Here is a 24,192-nt window from a genome sequence, read left to right as displayed (position 1 = left end):
GTCAGGCCTCAGGCCGCCGCGCGCTGGAACCCCGCGTGCAGCTGCGCCGAGAAACCGTCCACGATCTCCTCAAGCGGCCCCGCCGCCCCCGCCTCCACGGCCACCGCGCCGTCCGCGCCCACGACGATGTCGCGGTCCAGCACGAACCAGCCCGGCGTCACATGCGAGGCGCCCATCGACGACAGAACGGGCCGCAGCGCGTAGTCGATCGCCAGCACGTGCGCGACCGTCCCGCCCGTCGCCAGCGGCAGGACGGTCTTCCCCGCGAACGCGTACTGCGGCAGCAGGTCGAGCAGCGACTTGAGCAGCCCTGAGTACGCCGCCTTGTAGACGGGCGTGCCGATCACCAGGCCGTCCACCCGCTCGATCAGCCGCGCCACCTCCACGATCGCCGGATGCCGCACGTCCGCGCCGGTCAGCGCCTCGGGCGGCAGCGACCGTACGTCGAGCGGTATGACGTCGTGCCCCTGGAGCGCGAGCCGCGCGTCCAGGTGGCGGAGCAGGCGGGCCGTACGGGAGGTGGGGGAGGGGCTGCCGGAGAGGGACAGGACGACGGACATGCGTCACCTCGGGTCTCGGTGGTCGGGTGAGGACCGCGCCGCGCCGTCGGGGGAGCGGCCCCGGGGACGGCGGCCGGTCACGGTCCAGAGCACGGCGGCCACGGACACGGCCGCTCGTCCAGCCATGCTGGCAGCCGAACATTGACGGCACCCGTCCATCCGTGTCGGTCGTATGTCACCTCGGCGCGGCGGACGCCGCCCGGCCTTCGAGGACCCCCGCCGTCAGCAGGATCACCAGGCCCGCCAGCGGCACCGCGACCAGCCCGAGCCGGATCGACTCCGCGTCCGCGACCAGGCCGACCAGCGGGGGCGGCAGCAGGAAACCGATCCGCAGCAGGAACGCCGTCACCGTGATCCCGGCTCCCGGCCACAGGCCCGGCAGTTCGTCCGCCGCGTGGAACGCCGCCGGGATCACCGTCGCGATGCCGAGACCGGCCAGTCCGAAGCCCGCGACCGTGCCGGGCACCGAGGGCCACAGCAGCGCCGCGCCCATGCCCGCCAGCACCAGCGCGCCGCCGAGCCGCGCCGTCAGCCGGTCGCCGAGCCGCCGCACGACGCGGTCGCCCAGCAGGCGGCCGACGGTCTGCGCGCCCTGGAGCGAGGCGAACGCCAGGCCGCCGACGAACGCGTTGGCCCCCAGCTCGTCCCGCAGGTACAGCGAGCCCCACGACGCGCCCGCGTCCTCGACGGACGCGGCGGCGGCGCTCACCAGGCCGAGCAGCGCGAGGAACCCGGCGACGCGCAGCACGGGCCGCCGCGCGCCGCGCCCGTCCCGTTCCGCCTCCCCGTCGGCGGCCCCGGCGCGCTCGGCGTCCTCGGGCCCCGGCAGCAGGTACCGCAGCGCGACCAGCGCGGACGCCGCCGTGAGCGCGCCCGTCACCACGAGGTGGGCCGTCAGCGACAGGCCCGCCTGCGCCGCGCCCGCGCCCGCGAAGCCGCCGAGGACGGCGCCGATGCTCCACACGCCGTGGAACGAGTTGAGGATCGAGCGCCCGTAGCGCCGCTGCACGCGCAGGCCGTGCGCGTTCATCGCGACGTCGGTGACCGCGTCGAGGCTCCCCGCGACGAACAGCGCGGCGCACAGCAGCCCGAAGCCGGGCGCCGTGCCGATGAAGACGACGTTCACGCCCATCAGGGCGAGCGCGATCGTCGACGTCCGCGCGGAGCCGAACCGCTTGATCAGGGGACTGGCCAGCAGGCCGACGAGGATCGCGCCCAGCGGCATGGCGGCGATGGCGGTGCCGAGCTGGGCGTTGGACAGGTCGAGCGCGGCCTTGATCTCGGGATAGCGGGGCACGACGTTCGCGAACACGAAGCCATTCCCGAAGAACAGCGCCGCCACCGCGACCCGCGCGCGTATCACCGCGCCGGTCAGCTCGGCCATCACACCTCTCCCGTCCCTTCAGCCACCCACGCCACGGTACGCGGAACCACGGCGCGCCGGGGAGCGTGTTCTCGCGGGAACGATCGTGGACAACCGCCGGTGTCCTGGCAGCGACGGGACGAGGGGCACAGGCACCAGGGGAACGTGGGGTGAACATGGCGCGGCCGGCTGACTGGTCTCCGGTCGGGATGGACTCGGACCCGACGCTGGGTGACCCTGAGGAGCCCTCTGTTCCGGGGCAAGGGAGACTTCATGGTGGCCTTCCGGAAACCGGAGGGCGCGTACTTCCGGCAGGGGGAGCAGCCCAACGAGGTGATCCACCATGGCGGTCTCAAGATCCCGATGGAGGACATCCTCTTCGCCGGAAGGAATCCGTTCTGATGACGACCGTCTCCTTCGATACGCCGGTCGCCGCCGAGGCGTTGCTCCGGGCGGCCGTCCTGTTCAAGTTCGACGGCGGTGGCGACGCGGAGCCGTACGCGGGCAGCCCGCCGTACGCCCACGCCGTCCGCCGGCTGCTGGCGGCCGTGGCCGACGCGCACCGCGCCGCGGGCCGTGCGGGGACGGCGCAGCGCTGGCTCGACCTCTACCGGCTGGGCAGCCACGAGGAACGGCTGTCGTTCGTACGGGAGTTCGCGCGGCGTCACCCCGACTGGGACTCGCTGGACGCCGAGGCGCGGCGGGCCTGGGTCGAGGTCGTCGCCGCTCCCTACTCCGTTTCCGACGACGACCTGGCCCGCGTCACCGACTGACGGCGCGGGTTCCGGGACCGGGGGGCCCTGGCCGAGATTTCGACCGCCTGGTAGAAATTCTGCGCGGGGCGAGTCGGGAAGAGGGTCAGGGCGTGGAGAGCATCACGAAGAACCGGCAGACGCCGGAGGCACTGCGGGCGATGGTGGAGCGCGCCTACGGGCCCGCCCGCGTCCCGGAGGGCGACGGCTGGGCCGAGGAACTGGGCCACGGCTGGTTCAACGTCGCCTACCGCATACGGCTGCGCGACGGCGAGGACGTCGTCCTCAAGATCGCCCCGCCGCCCGGCGTCGAGGTGATGACGTACGAACGCGGCGCCATGGGCATCGAACTGGCCACGCTCGACCTCATCCGCAAGCACACGGACGTCCCCGTCCCCGCCGTGCACTTCGCCGACACCAGCCGCGAACTGTGCGACGCCGACTGGTTCTTCATGCCGTTCGTCCAGGGCGACAACCTCGGCATCGTCGGCGACAGCCTGCCCGAGGCGGAGCGCGCCGCGTACATGGAGCAGGTCGGCGCCGCCAACCGCGCGCTGAACGGCATCAGGGGCGACGCGTTCGGCCCGCTCGCCGGCCCCGGCGACCCCAGCTGGCGGCGGGTGTTCACCGGCATGGTGGAGACCGTGCTGCGCGACGGCGAACGCCGCGCCGTGGACCTCGGCTGGGACTACGGCACCGTGCGCGCCGTCCTCGCCGAGCACGCGGACAGCCTGGACGAGGTGACCGAGCCGTGCCTCGTCGAGTGGGACCTGTGGGACAGCAACGTGATGATCCGCGACGGCCGGATAGCGTGCGTCATCGACCACGAACGGGCCTTCTACGGCGACCCGCTGATCGAGGCGGGCTTCACCGCCACGCAGCTTGGCGCGTTCGGCGACGCCACCGCCTTCATGCGCGGCTACGGGCACGGCCCGCTGACGGAGACCGAGACCGTGCGCCGCCGCCTCTACTGCCTGCACCTCGTGCTGATCATGGTCATCGAGACCGTCTACCGGGGCCACACCGACAGCACGCAGTACGACTGGGCGCGCGAGCGGCTGACCGAGACGATGGGGCTGCTGGGCCGCACCCGCCCGTGAGGACACTCGGCACCGCCCGGTTCGCCCCCGCCGACCACGCCGCACGCCTCGGCACCCGGCCGGTCGGCCAGCTGCTGTGGCGCAACTGCCTCCAGACCACCGCCGCGGTCGGCGTCTACGGCGTCTACGCGCTGACGAACGCCTGGTTCGTCGGCCGCGGCGTCGGCGACACCGCCATGGCGGCCGTCAACCTGGCCGCGCCGCTGCTCCTCCTGCTCGGCGCCGTGTCCACCACGGTCGGCGCGGGCGGCGCCTCCCTCATCTCCCGCGCCCTCGGCGCGGGCGACCACCGGGCCGCCGCCCGCGCGGCGGGCAACGCGTTCACCCTCTTCTGGATCACCGCCGCCACCACGACCGTCCTCGGCCTACTCTTCCTCGACCCGCTGCTGATACTTCTCGGCGCGCAGGGCCCGCTGCGCGACGACGCCCGCGACTACGCGTTCATCCTGCTGTGCGGCGCGCTTGTGTCCACCGGCTTCTCCAGCCTCGTGCGCGCCGAAGGACGCATGGGCTACTCGATGATGGTGTGGGTCGTCGCGGTGGCCGTGCAGATCATGCTCGACCCGCTGCTGATCTTCGGCCTCGGCATGGGCGTGCGCGGCGCGGCGCTCGGCACGGTCGGCGGGCAGGCCGTCTCCGTCGCCATGACCCTGTGGTTCTTCTTCCTCCAGCGCGACCGCCCCTACCGCGTCCCCGCGCGGGCGCTGCTCCCGCACGGCCCCACGCTCCGCGCCCTGGTCGGCGTCGGCCTGCCGTCCTTCCTGGCCGGTACGGGCGTCACGCTGCTCGCCGTCCTCGTCAACGCGACGCTGGCCGCGTCCGGCGCGGCGGCCCTCGCCGCGTACGCCGTCTGCGCCCGCCTTCAGACGTTCGCGATGATGCCCCACACCGGCATCGGCCAGGGCATGCAGCCCATCGTCGGCTTCAACGCGGGCAGCGGCCTCACCGCCCGCGTCGCCCGCACCCGCGCCCTCGCCCTGCGCGGCTCGCTCCTGTACGGGCTGACCACCGCCGCCGTGTTCGCGCTGCTCGCCGACCCGCTCGTGGGACTGTTCCTCAACGATCCCGCCACCGCCGCCGAGGCGGGCGACGCCCTGCGGATCATCGCGGCGGGCCTCGCGGTCGCCGGGATCGCGCCCCTCGCCGCCGCGTACTTCCAGGCGCTCGGCCGCCCCCGGCCCGCGTACGTCCTGTCGATCGGCACCCTGCTGCTGATCAAGGCGCCGCTGGTCGCCGCGCTCGGCCCCACCGGCACCACCGGCGTGTGGATCGGCCTGGCCGCCGGGGAGATCGCCACGGCGGCCGTGGCCCTCGTCCTGCTGCGGGTGCTGCGCTGACCACCGCCCGCTACTCCGGCGGCGCCACCATCAACTGCCCGACGAAGAACCGCAGCGAACCGACCATGTCCACCTCCGCGGGACTGGTCAGCCACTGCACCTGCAGCCCGTCCATCAGCGCCACGAGACTGACCGCCGCGGCCCACGCGTCGATTCCCCGGCGCAGCAGCCCCTGACGCTCCAGCTCCAGCAGCGCGGAGTGCGCGAAGCGGCGTACGTCGGCGTAGTGCCGCGTGAAGTACCCGTGCGCGGGATGGTCGGGCGCGAACGCCTCGGCCGACAGCCGCACGTACAGCTCGACGATCCCCGGATTCCGCGCGTTGTGGCCCGCCAGGTCGAGCAGCCGCTCCACCAGGGCCGTCGGCGAGGCGTCCCCGGGGCCGAACCGTGCGGCGTCCCGCTCGTCCCGGCGTTCCAGCACGGCCGCGAGCAGGGCCTCGCGGCCGGGGAAGTAGTAGAGCAGTCCGGCGTGGCTGATGCCCGCCCGCTTGGCGATCTCCCGTACGGACGCCCCGTGGTACCCGGCCTCCGCGTACACCTCGGCCGCGGCGGCGACGATCCCTTCACGCCGCGCACGCCCCTTCGCATACCCCTCGGGACCAGCCCCCGCGTCCGAGCCGACAGCGGACATACGCACCCCTCCCTGCGCCAGACCGAGAACTCTACGGACGCCCGCGCCCGCACACGACGGAATCCGCCCCTCGGCGGCGACGGGCACGCAGGACGGCAAACGCCTCCGCCTGGCCACGCACGGGAACGCCCCACTCGCGGAACCGCTGCGTCAGCCACGTACCCGACACCTGCCAGCGGCGGCAGAGGGAGTTCAAACTCTCCCCGTCACGGTACGCGGCGACGACCTCCTCCTTGTTCTCCACGACCCGCGTACGGAGCGCCACGCCCCTCTGCGAACGACTGCTCACCATGCGATCTCCCCACTCACCGACATACGACTGCACGGCACGACCGGCCGCATCGCTCCCCGAACGCCCGCGCCCCGCGCGTCCCGCTCAGCCACGGCCGTCCCAGGAACGCGCCCACCGGCTGTACGCGTTCAGCTCGCGGAGACGCGCCATCAGCCGCCCGTCACCACCGCTCCCAAGCACCGGCCGCACACGGTCGGCGGCCACATCCCACTCACACCCGCCGCCCGGCGGACGCAGGAACACGGCACCGGCCTCGACAGCCATGACCCGCCCGACACGCCCCTGGTCGTCCACCGCCAACAGGCCCGGCCGGAGGACCGGTGCGGCGTCCTCTCCGGCTCCCGCCGCCTCGACCTCGTCCATCCTCGTTCGCCTCTCCCTGTCAGTTGCCCCGGTCCCGGGCCGCCGTCGGCCGACCCGGGAAGCCTCCGTCCGGAACGCGACCGCTACCGCGCCGCGCACTGCTGGGTGGAGGCGCGTTCGCGGGCGGTGAGCGGCGGCAGGCCGGGCCGCTCGGCGGTGGGCACGTGCATCCCCACGCCGTCCGTACGTCCCGTGCCTGGCCGGTTGTTACGCGTCGGGCCGTCCTGCTCAGGCGATTCCGTCATGCCACGCTCCTCTCGTTCCACGGTCACTCGTTGCGCATCAAGCACAACGCAGCGCACCCGTGGCCCGGTAGCGTGGGACGAGCGGTACGTCATGAGAGTCATAAGAGTTCGGGGGCACCATGGCCGGACGTCGGCCGAACGCTGCATTCGCCCGGGTCTTCGCCGAGTCGCGATGGAGCGGTACACAACTTGCCCGTGCGGTGAACCGGGTAGCACGTGAGGCAGGGGTATCGATCCGGTACGACCAGCCGTCGGTCAGCCAGTGGCTCGGGGGGACGATGCCCAGGCCGCTGGTACGCCCGTTCGTCGCCGAGGCGTTCGCACGGCGGCTGGGCCGTCCGGTGACCCCCGGCGAGCTGGGGTTCCCCACACCCCGGACGCCCGCGCCGGATGCGCCGTCGTACGTCGCCGAGTTGATGGATCTGGTGAGGAGTGACATGGACCCGTCCCGTAGGGGAGTGATCGGCGCCGGGCTGTACTCGGTCGCGATGACGATCCCGGCGTGGCCCGATGTCGTCGGGCGGATGGAGGCGGCGGGCTCCGGTCGCGCGCGCCGTATCGGCATGGCCGACGTCACCGCGGTACAGCTGATGACCGACCGGCTCGCCGAGCTGGACGACCACTTCGGGGGCCGCTACGCGCGTCCCATGGCCGCCGCGTTCCTCGCGAACAACGTCGCCCCCTACCTGCGGGCGGACGCCCACGGTGAAGTCCGCAAGGCTATGGTCTCGGCGGCGGCCTTCCTCTGCTACGTCACCGGATGGATGGCGGTCGACGAAGGACTGCAAGGGCTCGCGCAGCGGTACTACGCCAAAGGCCTCGAACTCGCGGGCGCCGGTGAGGACCATGCCACCTACTGCCACATCCTGCGGGGCATGTCCGTCCAGGCGGCGGACCTCGGCCACGGCGCCACGGCCGTGCGGCTGGCGGACGCCGCAGCGGCGGAGTCCCGGGATCCGGGACACCGGGTGCGTGCCTTCCTCGCGGGACAGCAGGCGTACGCCCACGCCGTCGCCGGGGATCGCGTCCGGGCCCTGCGCAGCCTCTCCGAGACGGAGAGGGCCCTGAGCAGGGCGGACAGCCGCCCCTCCCCCTACGGCGGATTCTCCGCCGCGACCCTGGCCTACGCGACATCCCAGGTGCGCCACGGGATCGGGGACCTCGCCGGCAGCGTGGCGTCGTTCCAGGCGCACTTCCGGCTGAGGGACGAGACCGACAGCAAGCGGTCCGGGGTGCGCTTCAGGGCGATCCTGGCCGAGCGCCAGCTCGGGACCGGTTCCCTCGAAGCCGCGTGTGCCTCGTGGAACAGGATGCTGGACGACTACCCGGCGGTGCAGTCCGGCCGGGTGGACGAGCAAGTCGCGCGGATGAAGGGCCTGTTGCGGCCCTATCTGGGGAACGGCCTGGCGCGGGACACCTATGACCGTGCGCGGCAGGTCGCCGGGTGAAGAGTGGCGCCCCGCAGTGGGGTCGGCTGCGGGGCGCCGGTGGGTCAGCGGGTCACCAGCACGCTGTCCAGTGCGACCGAGGCACCCACGCTGGCCGGGTTCCTGCCCTCGGCCACGGTGATGACGACCGTGTGCGGACCGCGCGGCAGCCTCGGACTCGTCCAGACGGACGACTGGGCCCGCCGTACCGGGAGGTAGTTGTCGATCAGCGTGGGCGGTGAGCCGTCCACGCTGACGAGCATCCGGGCCTGGTCCACGTCACGGACGGCGAACAGCGACAGCTGCGTCCCGGCGAAGCGCACGACGGCCGTCGAGCCCGGCTTCCAGCTCCAGTTGGCCGTGCCCTGGTACATGTCCGGCACGCCGTCCGTACGGCCCCAGTTCACGCCGTACGTGAAGTCCGCGGTGTCGGCCGGTGCCGTCACCGCCGCGTCGCCCGTCACCTGGGCGCTGTAGGGCGTCACCGTCACGAAGAACGCGTCCTGCGCCGCCTGCCCGGCGAACGACAGCTCGACCGTGTCCTGCCCGGCGCCCACGAACTGCGAGGTCACCGTCTCCGGCTGGCCGAGCGGCGACGCGTCGGGGATGCGCTGTACCGTCACCTGCGAGAGGCCGGGAATGCCCGCCGCGGTGAGCCCGTCGAGCGTCAGGTTCACCTCGGGGACGTCACCGCCCGAGTCGCCGATCAGCACAGCGGCCCGGTGGCGCGCCGGGTCCACGGCGGCCACCGCGTCCGTGGTGCCGGAACCGTCCGCCCGCACCAGGTCGCCCGTCAGCTCGGCGTACGACCGGTACACCCACCACCGGCCGGTGGGCCGCAGCGCGCCGTCGCCGCCGCGCGTCAGCAGGCCGTCGAGCAGACCGGCCGCGCAGCACTCGTCCCAGATCGCGTGCGACGCCGAGTCGATGCCCGACCTGGCGATGCGGGCCAGGTACCAGGCGGAGAACCCGGCGTGCTGCTCGTGCGCGTGGATGTACTCGTTCATCGTCAGCCCGACGCCCGTGATGCCGCGCTCGGACAGCAGGCCGCGGGCCGTCTGCGCGTCGGCGGCCGGGTCGTTGCTGAAGTGCCAGTTGAGGATGGTCGGCAGCGTGCCCGCCGCCTTCGTGTGGTCGAGGAACGGCGCGATGTTGTTCGGGCTGAAGTCCCACAGGGACGGGCCGACGATCTCCGCGTCCGGCACGACGCGGCGCAGCGTCCGCACCGCGCTGTCCCACATCCGGTAGTACTGCTCGGTGTTGAAGCCGGGCGGGAAGAACGCGCCCGCCGGCTCGTTCCAGATGTCGAAGCGCACGTCGAGCCCCGAGGCCGTCACGTCGCGGGCGAGGCGTTCGACGAACTGCTCCCAGTTCGCGCAGTCCCCGTTCGTGCACGGGTAGACGGTGTCGGCGGCCTGGGTCGTGTCGGCGCCCCACACGTCGCTGACGAGCAGGTCGTACGTCGCGTCGTACGGCGGCGTGCTGAGCCGCCGTGCCTGGTCGAGGGCCGACTCGACGCGCCGCTGGTATCCGGACCCGGCCGCGTAGCCGTCCCCGGCCCAGCCGCCGCCGTCGAGGCGGGCGCCGCCGCCGCGCGCCGAGCGGGGCGCGAGCGGCGCGAGCAGGCTGTCGTCCGGCCCGGCGCCGTCCTCGGTCAGCCCGTACAGGAAGCCGGAGCCCACGCCCTCGGCCGGGCCGACCGACGCGGCGAAGTCGACGGTGACGGTCCGCGGTGCGGCGGCCTGTGCGGTGCCCGGCCCGCTCACGGCGACGGCCAGCGCGGTGGAGAGGAGGGTGAGCAGGGTGGTGGTGGCACGGAGTCGTCGCTTTCTCGCTGGTGGTCGCGGCAAGACGTCATCCCTTCCGGCGGCGCCCCGGCGCTGACGCGGGGACGCACGAGTCGGGCCGCCATCGTGGGCGCGTGACCCCCGGGCGTACCCGGCGGCGCGCCGGCCGTCCTGCCCGGCGGCTCACGGGCAGGCGGCGCTGTCGAACCGGTTCGCCAACCGCTTCGAAGAGAGTTAAAGGCGTGGCGGGAGGGCGGTCAAGGGGAAGGACGGAACCGGTTCGCCGCGCCGGGCCCGGCCGTCCCCCGCCCGCTGACGCAAGTCCGCGCAAGGGTGTTGTGCTCCGGGGGAGGCGGTGCTAGGTTCCGTCGAACCGGTTCGACGAACGTTCGACGACGAGCGAGGGCACACAGATGGCGACCATCGGGGACGTGGCACGGGCGGCGGGTGTCTCCCGCAGCACCGTGTCGTACGCACTCTCCGGCAAGCGCGCCATCTCCGACGAGACCCGCCGCCGCATCGAGCACGCGATCACCACCCTCGGCTTCACCCCCAACGCCGGGGCGCAGGCGCTCGCGACGTCCAGGACCAAGGTCATCGGGCTGATGCTGCATTTCCACGAGGACGAGTTCGCCCCCGCCGTGCTCCAGTACCTGCTGCCCATCACGGACACCGCCCGCGACCTGGGCTACGACATCCTGATGGTCACGGACGTGGACGGGCCCGAGGCGCTGCGGCGCGTCACCAAGACCGGCATGGTGGACGGCGTCGTCCTGCTCGACGTCACGCACGACGACCCCCGCCTCGAACCGCTGCGCGCCTCGGGGAAGCCCGGCGTCCTCGTCGGCCTGCCGAACGATCCGGCGGGACTCGACGTGTTCGACCTCGACTTCGCGGCCGCCGCGCGCGTCCTGCTCGACCACCTCCACGGGCTCGGCCACCGCCGGATCATCCTGATCACCCCCGCGCAGGAGGTCTTCGACCGGGGCGTCTCCTACAGCTGGCGCTTCCGTGACGCGGCCGTCGAGCACGCCGCGCGGCTCGGCGTCGAGATCCACACCCACTACGGCGAGAACGAGCAGCCCTCCAGCGGACGCGCCCTGCGCGCCGTGCTGGACGCGCACCCCGACGCGACCGCGCTGGTCGTCCACAACGACGGTTCGGCCGCACCCCTGCCGATGACGCTGCACGAGCACGGCGTGTCCGTGCCGGAGCGGCTCTCCGTCGTCAGCCTCTACTCGCGGGCGTTCGGGCGGGCGTTCTCCCTGCCGTACACGGCCGTGGACACCTCGCCCGCCGAGCTGGGCCGCCTGGCGATCCACCAGCTCGTCAAGCGCATGGAGGACGGCGAACGGGCGGGCCCGTACGGGGTCCACCTCGCCGCCCCGCACCTCACCGACCGGGCCAGCACCGCCCGCGTCTGATCCCGGCCCCGCCCGGCACCGCACGACCCCACCGCACCGGAGGAGCCGCCGGCCCTTCCCTGGCCGTCGAACCGGTTCGACACGACACACCACTGGCACCACGAACGTTCGGAGACACCCGTCATGAGACGACACCTCACCTTCCGCTCCGCCGGGGCGACCGCCATGGCCATCGGCGTGCTCGCGGGCGTCACCGCCTGCTCCGACTCCGGCTCGGGCGGCGGCTCGGACTCCGCGTCCGGCACCTTCACCTTCTGGGACCCGTACCCCCAGTGGGACGAGGACAGCGCGTGGGGGCAGCAGGTCCAGCACTGCGCCGAGGAGACGGGCGTCACCATCGACCGCACCGGCTACGACACGTCCGACCTCACCACCCAGGCCCTGCTCGCCGGCCAGCAGGGCAACTCGCCCGACATCATCGTGCTGGACAACCCGGTCGTCTCGACCCTCGCCGAGGCGGGCCTGCTGACGAGCACCGACGACCTCGGCCTGGACACCTCCGCCTTCGCCGAGAACCTGCTCGCGCCCGGCCAGAGCGACGGCGCCTCCTACGGCGTGCCGATCGGCGCCAACACCACCGCCCTCTACTACAACGCCGACGTCCTCGCCGACGCCGGTGTCGACCCCGCCTCGGTCACCGACTGGGAGTCCCTCACGGACGCGCTGGAGCAGGTCACGGCGGCCGGGCACAAGGGCATCACCTTCGCGGGCATCGGCACCGAGGAGGGCTCCTTCCAGTTCCTCCCGTGGCTGTGGGGCGCCGGGGCCGACCTGCACGACATCGCGTCGCCCGAGGCCGTCTCCGCGCTGGAGCTGTGGAAGGGCTGGCTCGACGCCGGCTACGCGCCCAACTCCGTCATCAGCAACAGCCAGCAGGTCAGCTGGCAGGAGTTCGAGACCGGCGACTACGCGTTCGCCCAGAACGGCACCTGGCAGCTCGCCGCCGCCGAGGCGTCCGGCATCGACTACGGCGTCCTCACCATCCCGTCCGCCGCCGGCGGCCCCGCCCCCGGCGCGACCGGCGGCGAGTTCGTCACCGCCCCGGTGCAGGGCGACGACGGTCGGTACGAGACGACCGCCGCCATCGTCGACTGCCTGGTGAACCCGGAGAACCTGCTGGAGACCGACACGGCGCTCTCCTACATCGCGCCGATCGAGGACCTGCGCGCCCAGCAGGTCGAGGACAACCCGGCCCTCGCCCCCTGGGTCGAGGCCGTCGGCGCCGCCCGCGGCCGCACCACCGACCTGGGCACCGACTACCCGGTGATATCCGAGCAGCTGTGGACCGCCGTGCAGAACGCGCTCTCCGGCAGCCAGAGCCCGCAGGACGCCCTCGAAGCCGCCCAGCAGGCCGCCGCGTCCGGCACCGGCGACTAGGGCGCGTCTTCCGGGTCTTGCCGGGGCCGCGCTGCCGGCTACGGCACCTCGCTGCGTTGTCGCATCGCGCGAGTACGACCGAGTACGAGCTGCGATGCTCCGCCTTGCGAGGCACCGCATCCGACAACGCGGCCTGACCCGACAAGACCCGAAAGACGCGCCCTGACACGGCGAGCCGGACAGCGCACGACAGCGAGGAAAGACCGATGACAGCCGTACCGGCCACCGGAAGGTGGCGAGACAGGCGGGGGAACGGGCGAGGGCGCCGCGGCCCCACGGCGACGGGCGTGGTCGCCTGGTGCTTCCTGGCACCGCTGGTGATCTACCTGGTGACGTTCTACGCCTACCCGCTCTACCGCAACATCGAGCTGAGCTTCAAGGACTACACCGTCGCGTCCTTCGTCCGGGGCGACGCCCCGTTCGTCGGCTGGGACAACTTCGCAGAGGTGCTCGACAGCCCCACGCTCGGCCCGGCGCTGCGCAACACCCTCGTCTTCACCCTGGCGTCCCTGGTCTTCCAGTACGGCATCGGGCTGGCGCTCGCGGTGTTCTTCCAGAAGAACTTCCGCCTCGCGGGGACACTGCGGGCGCTGTTCCTCGTCCCGTGGCTGCTGCCGCTGATCGTGTCCGGGTCCGTGTGGTCCTGGATGATGAACAGCGAGTCGGGCGTCGTCAACGCCGCCCTGGAGGCGTTCGGCATCGGCCAGATCAACTGGCTGACGTCGCCGCACTGGTCGCTGGTCGCGGTGGTCGTCGCGAACATCTGGATCGGCGTCCCGTTCAACCTCGTGCTGCTCTACAGCGGCCTCCAGAACATCCCGCACGAGCTGTACGAGGCCGCGTCGCTCGACGGCGCGTCCGCCTGGCAGCAGTTCCGGCGCATCACGTTCCCACTGCTGCGCCCGGTGTCGGCGATCACCGTGCTGCTCGGACTCGTCTACACGCTCAAGGTGTTCGACATCATCTGGATCATGACGCGCGGCGGCCCCGGCACCTCGTCCACGACCCTGTCGACCTGGTCCTACGAGCTGGGCTTCGGCTCGCTGCTCCCGCACTTCGGCCCCGGCGCCGCGGTCGGCAACCTGCTCATCGTCATCGCGCTGGTCTTCGGACTGGTCTACATCCGCGTGCAGAAGCGCCAGGAGGAATGGTGAACACGACACGGCGCCCCTCCTGGCGGACCGCGGTCGGCCTCGTCCTGACGGCGGTCATGCTCTTCCCCGTGTACTGGATGGTCAACGTCTCGCTGACCAGGTCGCAGGACATGCGGAAGGACCCGCCCGACTGGTTCCCGCTGCACCCCACGTTCGACGGCTACACGGCGGTCCTCGACGACCAGCTGCCGTACCTGCGCACGAGCCTGCTGATCGGCTTCGGCACCGTGGCGCTGACCCTGCTGATAGCCGCTCCGGCGGGGTACGCGCTGGCCAAGCTCCGCCCGCGCGGCGGCGGCCTGCTCAGCTTCCTGCTGCTGATCGCGCAGATGATCCCCGGCATCATCATGGCGATGGGCTTCTACGGGATCTTCCTCAACCTGGGCATCCTGAACACCTGGTGGGGCCTGATCGTCGCGGACTCCACGATCGCCGTCCCGTTCGGCGTGCTGATCTTCACCGCGTTCATGGCGGGCATCCCGCAGGAGCTGATCTCGGCCGCGAAGATCGACGGCGCCGGGCCGTGGCGGACGTTCCGCTCGGTGATCCTGCCGGTCAGCAGGAACGCGATGGTGACGGTCTCGCTGTTCGCCTTCCTGTGGGCGTGGTCGGACTTCATCTTCGCCAGCACGCTCGACGGCGGCGGCGACAGCCGGCCCATCACGCTCGGCATCTACCGGTACATCGGCAACAACAACCAGGAGTGGAACTCCATCATGGCCACCGCCGTGGTCGCGTCCATCCCGGCCGCCGTACTGCTGGTCGTCGCGCAGCGCTACGTCGCGGCGGGCGTCACCGCCGGGGCCGTCAAGAACTGACGGACAATCACCCTCCTTGCCCTGTCAGGCGGTACGACGCCGTGCCGCCCGTTCCACCACGCACACGTTCGGAGAAAGTTCCGTGGTCACCTTCCGTACCACCGACGGCGTCCTCGAGGTCAGGCACCGGCACGAGGTCCTGCGCATCGCCGCCTGGGGGGCCGACAGCGTCCGGGTCAGGGCCGCGCAGTACCGGATACCGGCCGAGAGCCACGGCGCCCTGGACGACGTCCCGCCGCCCGGCGGCGAGCCCCTGATCACGGCGGAGGCGCACCGCGCCACGCTCGTCAACGGCGGCCTGACCGTCACCGTCGAGCACGACACGTCGGCCGCCTACCCGGAGCCGCTGCTCACGTTCAGCAGGACCGCGACCGGCGAGCCGCTGCTCGCCGAGAGCCGCCAGCACTTCTGGATGCCGGGCGCGCGCTCCTACCAGGGCAACCGCTCCGGCGCGTACGGGATCACCGCGCAGTTCGCCGCGTACGACGGCGAGCGGCTGTACGGCCTCGGCCAGCGCACGCACGGGCGGCTCGACGTCAAGGGCCTCGGGCTCGACCTGGTGCAGCGCAACGCCGAGGTGAACATCCCGTTCGTCCTCTCCAGCAGGGGCTACGGCTTCCTGTGGAACGTCCCGGCCGTCGGGCGCGTCGAGTTCGGCGCGGACGCCACCCGCTGGCACGCCGGGCAGGCCCGCGAGATCGACTACTGGGTGACGGCCGCGGACACGCCGCGCGGCATCCTGGGCCGGTACGCGGACGCCACCGGCCACAGCCCCGAACTGCCCGAGTGGGCCAGCGGGTTCTGGCAGTGCAAGCTGCGCTACCTCGACCAGGAGGAGCTGCTCGGCGTCGCCCGCGAGCACAAGCGGCGCGGCCTGCCGATGTCGGTGATCGTCGCCGACTACTTCCACTGGACGGCGATGGGCGACTACGCGTTCGACCCCGCCGAGTGGCCGGACCCGCGCGCGATGGCGGACGAACTGGCCGAGCTGGGCGTCAAGCTGATGGTCTCCATATGGCCGACCGTCTCCCCGCTGTCGCGGCACTTCGCCGAGTACCGCGACCGGGGGCTGCTCACCGGCACCGACCAGGGCGTCGAGGTGCACCAGATGATCCAGGACAAGGGCATGGCGACGCCGATGCCCGTCGCGTTCTACGACCCGACGAACCCGGACACCCGCGCGTTCGTCTGGGACCTGGTCCGCCGCAACTACCTGGAGCACGGCATCGACGTCTTCTGGCTCGACGCCTCCGAGCCCGAACTCGCCCCCGCCCACCCCGGCAACCTCGTCCTCCACGCCGGTCCCGGCGCCGAGGTGGCCAACATCTACCCGCGCGAGAACGCCCGCCTGTTCGCCGAGGGCATGGCCGCCGAGGGGCGCGCGCCGACCGTGCTGCTCAGCCGCTCGGCATGGGCCGGTTCGCAGCGGTACGGGGCGGCCGTCTGGTCCGGCGACATCCCCGCGACCTGGGAGTCCCTCGCCGTCCAGGTCAGGGCGGGGCTCAACGTCGCCGTCTCCGGCATCCCGTGGTGGACCACCGACATCGGCGGCTTCCACGGCGGCGACGCGAGCGACCCGGCATACCAGGAACTGATGGTCCGCTGGTTCCAGTACGGCGTGTTCTGCCCGCTGTTCCGCCTGCACGGCGACCGCGAGCCGCGCACCCCCACCGGCCACGCGCAGACCGGCGGGCCCAACGAGGTGTGGTCGTACGGCGAGCGGGCGTACGGCGTCATCGCCGAGCAGCTCCGCCTGCGCGAGCGTCTGCGGCCGTACATCCAGGAGCAGATGCGGGTGGCCGCCGCCGAGGGCGTCCCGCCGATGCGCCCGCTGTTCGTCGACTTCCCCGACGACCCGGCGGCGTGGGAGGTGGAGGACCAGTTCATGTTCGGCCCGGACATCCTCGTCGCCCCCGTCACCGAGCCCGGCGCGACGGAGCGCACGGTGCGGCTGCCGCTGGGCCGCACGTGGACCGACGCGTGGACGGGCGAGGTGTACGCGGGCGGCACGACGCTGACGGCCGCCGCGCCGATCGAGCGCATACCGGTGTTCACCACCGAGGGCGCGGACCTGCCGCTGCGCGCCCCCGCCGGGGACTGACGGGCCGCGCCGGGCGGGCCCGCGCGCCCGCCCGGCGGCGCCCGCCGTGCGCGCCGCCGGGGGCCGTCCTACCGTGGCGGGGACGGCCAGGGGCGCGGAGGCGAGGACCGGATGCAGACCAGGAAGATCTTCGAGGCGAACGGACTGCGGACGTATCTCCTCGTCCTGGCCAAGGGCGACGAGGCGTTCGCGGAGATCTCCGCGTTCGCCCGCGCCGAGCGCGTCACCGGGGCTGGCCTCACCGCCGTCGGGGCCTGCCGCGAGGCGACGCTCGGCTGGTTCGACCCGGAGGCCGCCGACTACCGCGCCACCTCGTTCACCGAGCAGATGGAGGTGCTCTCCCTGCTCGGCGACATCGCCCTCCAGGACGACCGGCCCGCGCTGCACGCCCACATCGTGCTCGGGCGCCGGGACTCCTCGGCCGTCGGCGGCCACCTCCAGCGGGCCGTCGTCTTCCCGACGATGGAGGTCATCGTCACGGAGACCCCCACCCACCTGCGCAAACGCGTCGATCCCGAGACAGGGCTCGCGCTGATCGCCCCTCACGCGTCCTCCGACGGCCCGGCCGCCTGACCGGCACGGGCGGTGCCGGGAACTCCGCCGCCGCCCCGCCCGACCAGTGGAGTGTGCCGCAGCACGGCACGCCGCCACCGGGAGGGACGCCCATGGAGCAGCACGGACCGGAGACCTACGGCGAGCTGAACGCCGACGTCTACGACGAGTGGCACCGGATCGACCCCACCCCCGCCGTCGACCTCCTCGCCGCGCTGATCGGCGAGGGCCCGCCGGGACCGGTCCTCGAACTGGCCGTCGGCACCGGCAGGGTGACGCTCCCGCTGGCCGCGCGCGGCGTGGAGCTGCACGGCATCGACGCGTCCGAGGCGATGGTGGCGCGGATGCGCGCCAAGCCGGGCGGCGAGCGGATACCGGTCACCATCGGCGACATGGCGGACGTCGCCCCGGACAGCGGCGACCGGTTCGCCATGGTCTTCGTCGTCTTCTCCACCTTCTTCTTCCTGCAGACGCAGGAGGAGCAGGTCCGCTGCTTCGCGAACGCCGCGCGGCGGCTGGTGCCCGGCGGCAGGTTCGTCCTGGAGTGCCCGATGCCCGACGTGGCGCGGTACGACCGGAACCAGCGCGTCGAGGCGCATCAGGTCGGCCTCGGCCACGTGCGGCTCACCGCCGTCCGGCACGACCCCGTCGAGCAGCGCTTCGAGGGGCAGCACGTGCTGATCGGCGAGCAGGGCATCCGCCTGGCACCGGCGTTCATGCGCTACGCGTGGCCGGGCGAACTGGACCTGATGGCCCGCCTCGCGGGCCTGGAGCGCCGCGACCGGTGGGGCGGCTGGCGGCGCGAGCCGTTCCGCGCCGAGGGCATGTATGTGACGGTCTACGAGAAGCCCGCGCCGCCGCCACCCTCCTGACCGCCCCGGCCGCGCAGCGCCGCGAGCACCAGCGGCGGGAGGACGAGGCACTGCGCGGCCACGGCCAGCCAGAACCCCGGGAGCGCGCCCGCCCGTTCGAACGCCCCGTACACCGCGCCGCCGGCTACGCCGCTCAGCATCGCCCCCACCCCGACCGCGAGGCGCTGCTGCCCGAACGTCACCGCCGCCGACCGCCGCGACAGCGCGAGCGCCTCCAGGTCGTTCTTCAGGAACAGCACGGCCGTCCCCGCGCTCATCGCCAGGGCACCGGCCGCCACACCGGCCGTGTGCCCGCCGGCGAACGCGGCCGTCCCGGCGGCCATGCAGGAGAAGCCGACCGCCATCGCCACCGTGTGCCGCGCGCGGCCGACCCACCCGGCCAGCAGCGGCTGGAGCACGGCGAGCCCCAGCGAGTACCCCATCATGATCACGCCGAAGACGGCCGTGGCCAGCCGCCCTTCCGTGAACAGCGCGAGGTACTGGTAGAACTGCATGTACAGGTAGTGGGTGAGCACGGTCACCGCGAACGGCACCCGCGCCAGCCCGCGCAGCACCCGGCGGAACGGCTCGACGGCCGCCCCGTCACGGGCGGGCCGTTCGGGGCGCAGCAGGAGATGGCCCACCGCGAGCACGGCGTACAGCCCCGTGGTGAGCGCGAACAGCGTCCCCGGGTCGTCGCGGAACAGGGCACCGGCCACCGGGCCGCACGCGATGCCCACATTGCCCGCCGCGCTGCCCGCCGAGACCAGGCGCGGCCGCTGCGCGGTGGACGCCGAGTGCACCAGGTAGGCGCGGTAGGCGGGGGAGTAGAGCGCGCCCGCGAGACAGCTCAGGAACAGCGCGGGCACCATCAGCACCGGCCGCCCCACCGCCGCCAGGTAGGTCACCGCGCCCAGGAGGTACAGGCAGGTGGCGAGCACGAGGGACCGCTTCAGCCCGGCCCGTTCGGCGAACGCGGCGGTGAACGGCGCGCTCGCGAACTGGAGCAAGGTGGCCGCGCCGAGGACGACGCCGACCGCCGCCATGCCGATGCCCATGCGCTCCCGCAGCAGCACGGCCAGGTACGGGTAGACCGCGAACGTGCCGGTGTTCACGAGGAAGCCGCCCGCGAGCAGCGCGATGTGCGGTCCCGTCAGCGCGGCCCGCGGCCCTGCGACCGTACCCGCACTCATCCCGCCTCCGTTCCTCCCGTTCCCCGAAAAGGGGAGTTCCGCCACCGGACCTGTCGCGCTGGGCGGGCGTGGAGTTCCCCGGTGCGACGGAAATCGGGCCGTGCGGCGGGGCGGCCGCAAAACCGGTGGCCGCGCATTCCGCCCGCCAATTCGGGCCGCGTCGCGGCCATTTCGTCAACCCGCTGCGCATTCCCGGGAACCGGAGCCCGTTCGCGGACGACTTCTCTGCGGGAAACCATATCCCGGCCCGGCCGGACCGTATTTCCCCGGCCGCCGTCCCTCTGTCTCACACGCGGTCGGCCGCCCGCCCGTCCGCCGCCGCCGCGTCCCTGGCCCCGCCCCTCGGCCGCAGCCGCACGACGACGGCGACGACCGCCGCGACGAACAGCAGCAGCCCCAGCCACAGCACCCACTGGTCCGGCCACGGCGGCGCGGACGCCCCGTCCCTCGGCCGCCCGCCGTCCACGCCGGTCACGACGACGGCGACGAGACCGACGAGCGTCGCGGCCACCACGAGCCTGCCCACCAGCCGCGCCGGCACCGGCAGCGCCCGGTCCCGCTTCGCCCCGCCGCGCTGCCTCAGCCGCTCACCCGGCCGCGCTGGCGCCATCAGGCGCGCCAGCAGCAGGGCGGCGAGCGGTATCTGGAGCAGCCAGATCATCGTGCGGAACGGCCCGTCGTACCACGCCTGGCTGCTGTAGAGCAGCGTGTGCCAGGCGCTGAGGATGTAGACCACGATCACGAACCGGTGCAGCGCCAGCCACATGCGCGCCCCGGTGCGGTGCCGCAGGTAGAAGGCGAGGCCGAGCGGGATGGCCAGGTAGAGGGCCAGCAGCCCCACCAGGATGGCGACGCGCCCGGTGCCCGTGGAGTAGCCGCCCGGCACGAAGACGTCGACGAACGCGGTCCACAGGCTGCGCCCGAACGACCAGCGGGTCCTGTTGTCCCTGATCTGGTCGGTGAAGAAGAACAGCGCGTGCATGAACATCAGCCCGATGGTCGTCAGGCTGGTGGTGCGGTGCCACTTCTCCAGCCGCGCGGCCGGCAGCCAGTTCCAGCGCGGACGCGGCCCGGAGCGCAGCAGGCCGAAGACCACCGTCACGTACGCCCACAGCATCGCCGTCCAGCCGAACGCCTGGGACATCCAGTACATCCAGAACAGGTCGGCGTCCGCCAGCATCGGCATGATCCGGGTCGTCGCCGACGAGCCGTTCTCGACGCGCGCGTACAACAGCCAGTAGATGAGCCCGGTGAGCACCAGGGCGATCGTGGCGTCGGGCACCGCGCCGCGCAGGTCGGCACGGAGACCGGCCCAGTCGAAACCCTCCCCGCGCCGCTTCCCCTGCCGTGGAGGGGACACCGCCGGACCGGAGACCTCTGCCATCACACCACTCCCGTTTCGGTACGGCTCGCCGACGGGCCGCCAACTGCCGGACGGCCCCTGGCGACTTCGTCGGTCAGGCGCTCCCTGCGGTGGAGGGTAACGACAATTCACCCGGCGCGGAAGACATTGTTTCCGTTCCGGATTCCGGTATCGGGGAAAGGACGTCCGGCGTTCTCGCGGCAGCTCGCGGTACGCGCCGACGGGATTCGCCGTACGAAATGCGCGCGTTTCCCTTCGCGGAGGAAAACCGGGAAATTCCGCTGCCGCCGGGAACTCACCGGCCCTTCCGCGCGACGGCACGGGCGGTGGTGGCGTGCCGGGGGCCGGACCCCGAGCAGTCCGGCCCCCGGCCGCCGGTCAGGCGCCGCGCCCCGGCAGTCCGGCGCGGACGGTACGGGCGGCGGCGACCAGGTTCTCCAGCGACGCGCGGGTCTCCGGCCAGTCACGCGTCTTCAGCCCGCAGTCCGGGTTGACCCACAGGCGCTCCGCCGGGATCGCGTCCAGGCCCGCGCGCAGCAGCGCCGCCGCCTCCTCGACGCCGGGCACGCGCGGCGAGTGGATGTCGTACACGCCCGGCCCCGCCTCGCGCGGGTAGCCGTGCGCGGCCAGCTCGCGGGCCACCTGCATGTGGGAACGGGCGGCCTCCAGGCTGATGACGTCGGCGTCCAGGTCGTCGATGGCCCCCACGATGTCGCCGAACTCGGCGTAGCACATGTGCGTGTGGATCTGCGTGGCCGCCGCGACCCCCGAGGTGGCCAGGCGGAAGGCCTCGGTGGCCCAGGCGAGGTACGCCGGGCGGTCGGCGGCGCGCAGCGGCAGCGTCTCGCGCAGCGCGGGCTCGTCCACCTGGATCACCGCCGCGCCGCCCGCCTCCAGGTCGGCCACCTCGTCGCGCAGGGCGAGGGCGACCTGCCGCGCGGTGTCGCCGAGGGGCTGGTCGTCGCGGACGAACGACCACGCCAGCATCGTCACAGGGCCGGTCAGCATCCCCTTGACCGGGCGGTCGGTGAGGGACTGCGCATACTGCGTCCAGCGGACCGTCATCGGCTCGGGGCGGGAGATGTCGCCGGCCAGGATCGGCGGGCGGACGTACCGGGTGCCGTAGGACTGCACCCAGCCGTGGTCGGTGGCCAGGTAGCCGGTGAGCTGCTCGGCGAAGTACTGGACCATGTCGTTGCGCTCCGGCTCGCCGTGCACGAGGACGTCGAGCCCCGCCTCCTCCTGGAAGGCCAGCACGTCGCGGATCTCCGCCTCGACGCGCTCCTCGTACGCGGCGGTGCCGATCCGCCCGGCGCGCAGGTCGGCGCGGGCCGTGCGCAGGGCCGTGGTCTGGGGGAACGAGCCGATGGTCGTCGTCGGCAGCAGCGGCAGGCCGAGCGCGGCACGCTGCGCGGCGGCCCGCTCGGCGTACGGCGCGGAGCGGCGCGCGTCCGCCTCCGTCACGGCGGCGGCACGGGCCCGTACCGCCGGGTCGCGCGTGAGGGGGGACCCGGCGCGGGAGGCCAGGTCGGCGCGGTTGGCGGCCAGTTCGGCGGCGATGGCGTCCGTGCCGTGCGCCAGGGCGCGGGCGAGCGTCACGGTCTCGGCCGTCTTCTGCCGGGCGAACGCGAGCCAGCGCAGCAGCTGCGGGTCGATGGAGCGCTCGGCCGACGTGTCCAGCGGCACGTGGAGCAGCGAGCAGGAGGGGGCGACGTCCACCCGGTCGGCCAGGCCCAGGAGGGTGCCCAGCGTGGTGAGGGACTTCTCCAGGTCGTTGATCCAGATGTTGCGGCCGTCCACGACGCCCGCGACGAGGCGCTTGCCCGGCAGCCCGCCCGCGGCGGCGAGCGCGTCCAGGTTCGCGGCGGCCCGTCCGGTGAAGTCCAGTGCCAGGCCCTCGACGGGCGCCTTCGCGAGCACGGGCAGCGCCTCGCCGAGGCGGTCGAAGTAGGAGGCGACCAGCAGCTTCGGCCGGTCGGCGGCCCCGCCGAGCACCCGGTAGGCGCGGGCGGCGGCGTCCAGTTCGGCGGGCGTGCGGTCGGCGGCGAGCGCCGGCTCGTCCAGCTGCACCCACGCGGCGCCCGCCGCCCGCAGGTCGGCGAGCACCTCGGCGTAGACGGGCAGCAGCCGGTCGAGCAGCGAGAGCGGCTCGAAGCCGTCGGCCACCCCGGGCGCGGGCTTGGCGAGCAGGAGGTACGTGACGGGGCCGACCAGCACCGGGCGCGCGGCCAGGCCGAGGGCGAGGGCCTCGCGCAGCTCCGCGGTCTGCTTGGCGGAGTCGGCGGTGAACGCGGTGTCGGGGCCGAGTTCGGGGACGAGGTAGTGGTAGTTGGTGTCGAACCACTTGGTCATCTCCAGCGGCGCCACGTCCTGCGTGCCGCGCGCCATGGCGAAGCAGCCGTCCAGCGCGTCCGCCCCGACGGCGGCGCGGTGGCGTTCGGGGATCGCGCCGACCATGACGGTCGTGTCGAGCACATGGTCGTAGTACGAGAAGTCGCCGGTGGGCACCTCGTGGATGCCTGCGTCGGCGAGCTGCCGCCAGTTGGCGCGGCGCAGTTCTCCGGCGGTGGCGCGGAGGGCCTCGGCGGTGACGCGGCCCTTCCAGTAGCCCTCGATCGCCTTCTTCAGTTCCCGGTTCTGCCCCTGCCTGGGGTAGCCGTGGACGGTGGCCTGCGGTGCCGCGGCTGCGGACTCGGATGTCACGGATCTCTCCTTCGCGAGCGTGTGTCCTGACCATCCCGGCGGGGGAGGGGCGCGAAGGGGTGACGACCTGGCGGCGACGGTGTACCGCGTGCCATCGCCATGGCACGGCCGTCCGCCTGGTGTGCACGCCGACCCGCCCTCGGGGTCACCGGGATGTCCGCGCGCGGCGGGCCGCGCACGGGCAGCGGGCAGGTCTTCGGACTCACGGGCGCGTCCTCACGGGGAGGACTCCTACTGGCCGTCGCTTCCCGGGCCCGGGGGGCCCAGTGCTGTATGACGGCGGTCGTTCCCGTTCACCGCTGCGGGGCAGTCCCGGATTCCCACCGGGTTCCCTCTTACGACGCGCCTGCCTGGCGGGCAGGGCGGACCAGCTGCTGCCGCCAGCCTAGAGGGCCGCCGGGGGCCGCGCACCACACCGCTCGCATCGCGGACACCGCCCGGCGCCAGGGCCGGTTGTCCTGCGAATCGGAGTGTGCCACAGTGACATCCGTTCGATTCGACGGTCGGTTGACGATCGGACCCGCGCAAGACAGCCCGCGCGACGGTCAGTTCACGGTCACCCCCGGGTACCGCCCGGCCATCGGAACGGACATGTGGTGCCATGCCGTGGGAGAAGCCGGTCGAATTCCGGCACTGTCCCGCAACCGTGGGCATCCCGCCGTCCCGGCGGGGTGCGAGTCGGATCGCCCTCGGCGCGGTGATGCTTCGTCGACATCCGTCGTGGACTGCGGACAGCGAAGACGCCCGGCCGCCCCCGCGCCGGATGCCTTCCCTCCTCCCCGGGACACGCGCGGCGCAC

General features: G+C 73.2%; 21 protein-coding genes and 2 riboswitches. Of the genes, 12 read left to right on the top strand and 9 right to left on the bottom strand.

The window, feature by feature from the left end:
- Positions 1 to 8 precede the first annotated feature (8 nt).
- Together ssuE and ACIBPC_RS11805 are read right to left on the bottom strand one after the other, a co-directional pair.
- Positions 9 to 560 carry an NADPH-dependent FMN reductase gene (gene ssuE, locus ACIBPC_RS11810; protein WP_362959091.1) on the bottom strand — a complete coding sequence of 184 codons (552 nt, stop codon included), beginning with the start codon at positions 558 to 560 and terminating at the stop codon, positions 9 to 11.
- A gap of 175 nt (positions 561 to 735) precedes the next feature.
- Positions 736 to 1,944 carry an MFS transporter gene (locus ACIBPC_RS11805; protein ID WP_398843307.1) on the bottom strand — a complete coding sequence of 403 codons (1,209 nt, stop codon included), beginning with the start codon at positions 1,942 to 1,944 and terminating at the stop codon, positions 736 to 738.
- A gap of 252 nt (positions 1,945 to 2,196) precedes the next feature.
- Between ACIBPC_RS11805 and ACIBPC_RS11800 the strand changes: the two genes are divergently transcribed.
- From ACIBPC_RS11800 to ACIBPC_RS11785, 4 genes are all read left to right on the top strand, one after another.
- On the top strand, positions 2,197 to 2,325 hold the full coding sequence (locus ACIBPC_RS11800; RefSeq protein ID WP_362959097.1) for a hypothetical protein: 129 nt from the start codon (positions 2,197 to 2,199) through the stop codon (positions 2,323 to 2,325).
- The gene (locus ACIBPC_RS11795; RefSeq protein ID WP_398843304.1) at positions 2,325 to 2,696 is read left to right on the top strand and encodes a hypothetical protein; all 372 of its coding nucleotides are present in this window, start codon (positions 2,325 to 2,327) and stop codon (positions 2,694 to 2,696) included. Before ACIBPC_RS11800 ends, ACIBPC_RS11795 begins: the two co-directional genes overlap by 1 nt.
- 92 nt (positions 2,697 to 2,788) lie before the next feature.
- Positions 2,789 to 3,775, top strand: a complete 987-nt coding sequence (locus ACIBPC_RS11790) for a phosphotransferase family protein (protein WP_398843301.1) — start codon at positions 2,789 to 2,791, stop codon at positions 3,773 to 3,775.
- Entirely contained in the window at positions 3,772 to 5,112 is a 1,341-nt protein-coding gene (locus ACIBPC_RS11785) for an MATE family efflux transporter (RefSeq protein WP_398843298.1), read from the top strand. Before ACIBPC_RS11790 ends, ACIBPC_RS11785 begins: the two co-directional genes overlap by 4 nt.
- 10 nt (positions 5,113 to 5,122) lie before the next feature.
- Here the strand turns inward: ACIBPC_RS11785 and ACIBPC_RS11780 are convergent, their stop codons facing one another.
- The 3 genes from ACIBPC_RS11780 to ACIBPC_RS11770 form a co-directional block, all read right to left on the bottom strand.
- The gene (locus tag ACIBPC_RS11780; RefSeq protein WP_362959108.1) at positions 5,123 to 5,743 is read right to left on the bottom strand and encodes a TetR/AcrR family transcriptional regulator; all 621 of its coding nucleotides are present in this window, start codon (positions 5,741 to 5,743) and stop codon (positions 5,123 to 5,125) included.
- Between the two features lie 376 nt (positions 5,744 to 6,119).
- Positions 6,120 to 6,398: a hypothetical protein gene (locus ACIBPC_RS11775; protein ID WP_398843295.1), complete on the bottom strand. Its 279-nt coding sequence runs from the start codon at positions 6,396 to 6,398 to the stop codon at positions 6,120 to 6,122.
- An 83-nt stretch (positions 6,399 to 6,481) separates the two neighbouring features.
- Positions 6,482 to 6,643, bottom strand: coding sequence for a hypothetical protein (locus ACIBPC_RS11770; protein ID WP_398843293.1), 162 nt, complete (start codon positions 6,641 to 6,643; stop codon positions 6,482 to 6,484).
- A gap of 119 nt (positions 6,644 to 6,762) precedes the next feature.
- Between ACIBPC_RS11770 and ACIBPC_RS11765 the strand changes: the two genes are divergently transcribed.
- Positions 6,763 to 8,091, top strand: coding sequence for a tetratricopeptide repeat protein (locus ACIBPC_RS11765; protein ID WP_398843290.1), 1,329 nt, complete (start codon positions 6,763 to 6,765; stop codon positions 8,089 to 8,091).
- Positions 8,092 to 8,135: 44 nt separating this feature from the next.
- Here ACIBPC_RS11765 and ACIBPC_RS11760 read toward each other — a convergent pair whose 3' ends face one another.
- Positions 8,136 to 9,920, bottom strand: coding sequence for a beta-xylosidase (locus ACIBPC_RS11760; RefSeq protein WP_398843287.1), 1,785 nt, complete (start codon positions 9,918 to 9,920; stop codon positions 8,136 to 8,138).
- A 350-nt stretch (positions 9,921 to 10,270) separates the two neighbouring features.
- On the opposite strand from ACIBPC_RS11760, the gene ACIBPC_RS11755 reads away from it, so the two are divergent.
- The 7 genes from ACIBPC_RS11755 to ACIBPC_RS11725 all read left to right on the top strand — a co-directional run bounded on the left by ACIBPC_RS11755 (position 10,271) and on the right by ACIBPC_RS11725 (position 18,155).
- Positions 10,271 to 11,281, top strand: coding sequence for a LacI family DNA-binding transcriptional regulator (locus ACIBPC_RS11755; protein WP_398843285.1), 1,011 nt, complete (start codon positions 10,271 to 10,273; stop codon positions 11,279 to 11,281).
- Between the two features lie 123 nt (positions 11,282 to 11,404).
- Positions 11,405 to 12,658: an extracellular solute-binding protein gene (locus ACIBPC_RS11750; protein WP_362959122.1), complete on the top strand. Its 1,254-nt coding sequence runs from the start codon at positions 11,405 to 11,407 to the stop codon at positions 12,656 to 12,658.
- Between the two features lie 287 nt (positions 12,659 to 12,945).
- Positions 12,946 to 13,812 (top strand): carbohydrate ABC transporter permease, encoded by an 867-nt coding sequence (locus ACIBPC_RS11745; protein WP_398843282.1) that lies wholly within the window; start codon positions 12,946 to 12,948, stop codon positions 13,810 to 13,812.
- Positions 13,806 to 14,630, top strand: coding sequence for a carbohydrate ABC transporter permease (locus ACIBPC_RS11740; protein WP_398843279.1), 825 nt, complete (start codon positions 13,806 to 13,808; stop codon positions 14,628 to 14,630). Before ACIBPC_RS11745 ends, ACIBPC_RS11740 begins: the two co-directional genes overlap by 7 nt.
- A gap of 82 nt (positions 14,631 to 14,712) precedes the next feature.
- Positions 14,713 to 16,731: a TIM-barrel domain-containing protein gene (locus ACIBPC_RS11735; RefSeq protein WP_398843276.1), complete on the top strand. Its 2,019-nt coding sequence runs from the start codon at positions 14,713 to 14,715 to the stop codon at positions 16,729 to 16,731.
- 111 nt (positions 16,732 to 16,842) lie between these two features.
- The gene (locus ACIBPC_RS11730; RefSeq protein WP_398843273.1) at positions 16,843 to 17,304 is read left to right on the top strand and encodes a PPC domain-containing DNA-binding protein; all 462 of its coding nucleotides are present in this window, start codon (positions 16,843 to 16,845) and stop codon (positions 17,302 to 17,304) included.
- A gap of 92 nt (positions 17,305 to 17,396) precedes the next feature.
- Positions 17,397 to 18,155, top strand: coding sequence for a class I SAM-dependent DNA methyltransferase (locus ACIBPC_RS11725; protein ID WP_398843271.1), 759 nt, complete (start codon positions 17,397 to 17,399; stop codon positions 18,153 to 18,155).
- Here ACIBPC_RS11725 and ACIBPC_RS11720 read toward each other — a convergent pair.
- The 3 genes from ACIBPC_RS11720 to metE form a co-directional block, all read right to left on the bottom strand.
- Entirely contained in the window at positions 18,122 to 19,327 is a 1,206-nt protein-coding gene (locus ACIBPC_RS11720; RefSeq protein WP_398843269.1) for an MFS transporter, read from the bottom strand. The two genes, ACIBPC_RS11725 and ACIBPC_RS11720, sit on opposite strands and share 34 nt — an antisense overlap.
- A gap of 286 nt (positions 19,328 to 19,613) precedes the next feature.
- Positions 19,614 to 20,711, bottom strand: a complete 1,098-nt coding sequence (locus tag ACIBPC_RS11715) for a ferric reductase-like transmembrane domain-containing protein (RefSeq protein ID WP_398843267.1) — start codon at positions 20,709 to 20,711, stop codon at positions 19,614 to 19,616.
- A gap of 357 nt (positions 20,712 to 21,068) precedes the next feature.
- Positions 21,069 to 23,393 (bottom strand): 5-methyltetrahydropteroyltriglutamate--homocysteine S-methyltransferase, encoded by a 2,325-nt coding sequence (gene metE / locus ACIBPC_RS11710; RefSeq protein ID WP_398843265.1) that lies wholly within the window; start codon positions 23,391 to 23,393, stop codon positions 21,069 to 21,071.
- Positions 23,394 to 23,583: 190 nt separating this feature from the next.
- A riboswitch (cobalamin riboswitch) is annotated at positions 23,584 to 23,731 on the bottom strand.
- Between the two features lie 239 nt (positions 23,732 to 23,970).
- Positions 23,971 to 24,100: riboswitch (cobalamin riboswitch) on the top strand.
- Positions 24,101 to 24,192 lie beyond the last annotated feature (92 nt).

Origin of the sequence: Streptomyces sp. NPDC049879 (assembly GCF_044461265.1) — a bacterium.
In the GTDB taxonomy this organism is placed as follows: domain Bacteria; phylum Actinomycetota; class Actinomycetes; order Streptomycetales; family Streptomycetaceae; genus Streptomyces.
The sequence above is the reverse complement of the archived record's forward strand: the minus strand, read 5'-3'. Positions and strand labels throughout refer to the sequence as shown.